Origin of the sequence: Helicobacter sp. MIT 11-5569, assembly GCF_000765695.2 — a bacterium.
Taxonomy (GTDB): Bacteria; Campylobacterota; Campylobacteria; order Campylobacterales; family Helicobacteraceae; genus Helicobacter_D.
This window is the reverse complement of sequence record NZ_JRPB02000026.1, coordinates 1-3,268: the sequence shown is the minus strand read 5'-3', so window position 1 is coordinate 3,268 and position 3,268 is coordinate 1. Positions and strand designations below refer to the sequence as shown.

Annotated in this window: 5 protein-coding genes and 1 pseudogene; all 6 read right to left on the bottom strand. The window is 30.2% G+C overall.

What is annotated here, in order from left to right; all coding sequences use genetic code 11:
* Positions 1 to 417, bottom strand: a pseudogene (locus tag LS70_RS09700) (hypothetical protein); the annotation flags it as partial.
* Positions 418 to 525: 108 nt separating this feature from the next.
* On the bottom strand, positions 526 to 918 hold the full coding sequence (locus LS70_RS09695) for a hypothetical protein (protein WP_034291521.1): 393 nt from the start codon (positions 916 to 918) through the stop codon (positions 526 to 528).
* On the bottom strand, positions 915 to 1,460 hold the full coding sequence (locus tag LS70_RS10115; RefSeq protein ID WP_201273988.1) for a hypothetical protein: 546 nt from the start codon (positions 1,458 to 1,460) through the stop codon (positions 915 to 917). Before LS70_RS10115 ends, LS70_RS09695 begins: the two co-directional genes overlap by 4 nt.
* Positions 1,461 to 1,535: 75 nt before the next feature.
* Entirely contained in the window at positions 1,536 to 1,994 is a 459-nt protein-coding gene (locus tag LS70_RS09685; protein ID WP_034286946.1) for a hypothetical protein, read from the bottom strand.
* A gap of 12 nt (positions 1,995 to 2,006) precedes the next feature.
* A complete protein-coding gene (locus LS70_RS09680; RefSeq protein ID WP_081949652.1) occupies positions 2,007 to 2,747 on the bottom strand; it encodes a type VI secretion system amidase effector protein Tae4 in 741 nt (246 codons plus the stop codon).
* On the bottom strand, positions 2,725 to 3,268 hold a 544-nt coding region (locus LS70_RS10250), incomplete at its 5' end, for a hypothetical protein (RefSeq protein WP_236096476.1). The genes LS70_RS09680 and LS70_RS10250, both read right to left, overlap by 23 nt.

Sequence of the window (3,268 nt, the reverse complement as noted above, 5' to 3'; positions counted from 1 at the left end):
TATCTTACTCCTATCCTCATCATCACAATATGAGCCAAAATCAATATAACCTGCTAGGAAGAGTTGTCCTATGACATTAATGTATTCGCTAATATAAGTTGGTCTAGGTGGATTAGGAGAGAGGTTATCATCAAGGTTGTCTATACAATAGACTTGAATAGTGATTGAATCCACTTCGTTTCTTGCGAAAAATTCATCATCAATGAGCCCTAAAAATAAATATTCAAACGATAATAATATATCAGTTTTTGTAGTATGCTTCAAATAGTCTAAGAACAAATCCATTTCAAAATATTGCCCTTTATCGTTATTGCAGAATTTGCTTAATGCCTCATCGTTACTATATCCTGTCCCACTTGAGTGCTTGTATAAAAAAATAGGATACCCTAATCCATAAATCACTTTAAGTTTTGCCATTTATTCTCCTTGTTTTATATGAATAGTTTTGTTTATGTAAGGATTTTTATTATGTATATAAATGGTTTAGCTATATGTTTTAGAACCCACTCTATAATTAATCAAGCATTATTGATAATCTATAAAATTTATATCAAAATATTCGCAAGTTAAAGTAATGTATTCTAAATCATTATCAAAATACATAGTAAGCAACATTTCATTTTCTTTTTCAATATAATCTGTTGTATCGTCCCAATTATTTCTTATTATATCAACAAAATTAGCTTCTATGTTATCAAAACTATCGCAATATGCTTTTAAATGCAACAATTTATGATTAAAAAAAATAATTTTTAAATCCTGTATATGTTTTTTTGTAGATTTAAAAATTATTTCTAAAGTTTTTTCATGCGTTTTAATAGCACAAACAGAAAAATCATTTCGCAAATCTATTTTTGTATCTTGCAAGTAAAATTCTCTTTCAAATAAGATTCCGTATTTTATGTTCTTAAATTTCATTTGTCCTTCTTCTTTTTGTTTTTCAAATAATCTTCTACAATATCCAAATCTTCATGAGACATTGGTTTAACTCCACCTTTTTTTGACCAATTACTTAAAGTTGGATTTTTGGGATTTACATTTCTAACATACTTTACTTTATGTGGAGTATCAATTTTTTTATCCAATGGTTTTTCATGATGCGCTTTACCATCTAAATCATATCTGATACGCCTATTATCTGTTTCTATGGTAACACTATTTTTGCCCCCATTTAATTTATTTTTTATCTCCTTAGCTCTTCGTTTGATATCCTCTTGATTGTCTTGAGATTCATCACCTATCTCTTCTTGAACAACACTAGAAATCTTTCTACCCACCTCTACTTTCTTTTTTCCCTTACTACTTTTCTTTATTTCTCCTATCCCTTCCCATTGTTCTCTTTGATATTCTATCTTAGGAGAAGGATTAGATGGTAGTTTGAGTGGAGAGAATTTAATCTTATTCTTTTTAGGAATCACTAATATAGGATAACCTTTTAGACTTATTCCTATTAAACCCATTTGTCTTTTTCTAAAGTAGTTTTTAGAAGATAAGGGGAATTGGTGGAATGAGTATTTATAATATATTTTATATTATTATTTACAATCTTTGCAATATTTTTTAACAATGCGTTCAATTTCGGAATGGTAGTCGGGGGAATCGTAGAGGCGAAGACAAGTATTAACTTTTGATTTGCCCTTTGGTTGTGATACCACATAGGCTTCTATATCTTTTTTTAATTGTTTTCTCCTGTTTGTTGTATAGCACCGAGAGCTATCTGTATTGCCTATTTTTTCTATTTGTTGAAAAAATAAGTCAAACCATTCTGCTTCCATTATCTCTATTTTCGGAGAAACCCCATAATAATCAAGGCAAATTCCAATTCCAAATTTTTTCGCTGTATCTATCATTCTTGCTCTTGCAAAAAAGAGAAATTCACTATCTACTTTCTTAGGGGGGCGACTTGATATAAAGTCTATACCTAAACATTCCCCATCTGATTCTGCATATAAACTATTGACACACACAAGCAAAACCAATAAAAGTTTTTTCATTTTACATCTCCTTTACTTTAATTCCCAAAAACACAATTCTCTAACAAATACAAATTTCCTCCCATCATTTAAATAATTTGTATCGTCTAAAAAGTGATTTCCATTCCATAAAGTCGTATGCCCCTCTGCATCTCCCCAACCATCAATATTCATTGTTACGATACCCTTAATGCCTAAAGACTGCAAAGTATTGAAAAAATTTAAATTATCTCTGCATATCTCTTCCACTCTTTGTTCATTAAGAATATTTCCGTAGCTATTTGCCAATGTTTCAAAAGGTTCCTTTTTGTGGTTATAAAATACTTTATAAAAATCTTTATTATTCGTTCTAGAATAAGGCTTTAATCGTTTCCAATTTTCTAACAGTAATTCTTTTATTCCAGATACTCCCGTATAATATTTATAATCATTTTTTCCTTTAAGTTTCGTCCCACTAGTCAGCTTTACTTTATCGTCCATAAGTGGCATTCCCCCATAATTTAAAGCATAACTTACTTGCAAAGCACAAGTATTGATATAAGTATTAGAATCTCTATTAAACTCACTCAATGCTTGTCCCCCTACCTTTTCATACCTTTTTTGGGCTTGAATTAATTCTGCTGCACGATATGTTTCTGTGTCGTGCAATTCTGATTCTTTTAGCACTTCATCATATTCTTTTTTGCCCACCTCATTTATCTCCCTATAAGCCTTGCTTACATTGCTCCAGCTTGGTCTTTTAATTTCTATTCTAAGAATTAATTGATTTGGCATAAACTTTAACCTCTCCTACAACAATATACTTATCTTTAAACACATTCCTTATTATTGCTTCATTATGATATATTTTAGCACAAGTTGTGAATCTTTGATGATTTGAGGATTCTAAAGTTAATTCTATCTCCTCATTATCCATACAATCTTTAGTAATAATATGTAAATTCATATCAGTATAATGTCTTGAATATTCTTGTAGTCTTATTTGTTCCTCACCATAACTAAAATATACTTCTACAATCTTATCTTTTAAAACTTCTTGCTTCCATTCTTCAACCATTTCACTCTCTCTTAAAGGAGCAATTGGAATCATAAACTCTCCACTATCATCTTGTGTTTCTATTCTTATCACATTAGGAGGAATCTCTTCTTGAACAACACTAGAAATCTTTCTACCCACCTCTACTTTCTTTTCTCCCTTACTACTCTTCTTTATTTCTCCTATCCCTTCCCATTGTTCTCTTTGATATTCTATCTTAGGAGAAGGATTAGATGGTAGTTTGAGTGGAGAGAATTTA

Coding starts and splice junctions, on each gene's coding strand:
- LS70_RS09680 (WP_081949652.1), bottom strand. CDS start 2,747: ATGCCAAATCAATTAATTCTTAGAATAGAAATTAAAAGACCAAGCTGG.
- LS70_RS09685 (WP_034286946.1), bottom strand. CDS start 1,994: ATGAAAAAACTTTTATTGGTTTTGCTTGTGTGTGTCAATAGTTTATAT.
- LS70_RS09695 (WP_034291521.1), bottom strand. CDS start 918: ATGAAATTTAAGAACATAAAATACGGAATCTTATTTGAAAGAGAATTT.
- LS70_RS10115 (WP_201273988.1), bottom strand. CDS start 1,460: ATGGGTTTAATAGGAATAAGTCTAAAAGGTTATCCTATATTAGTGATT.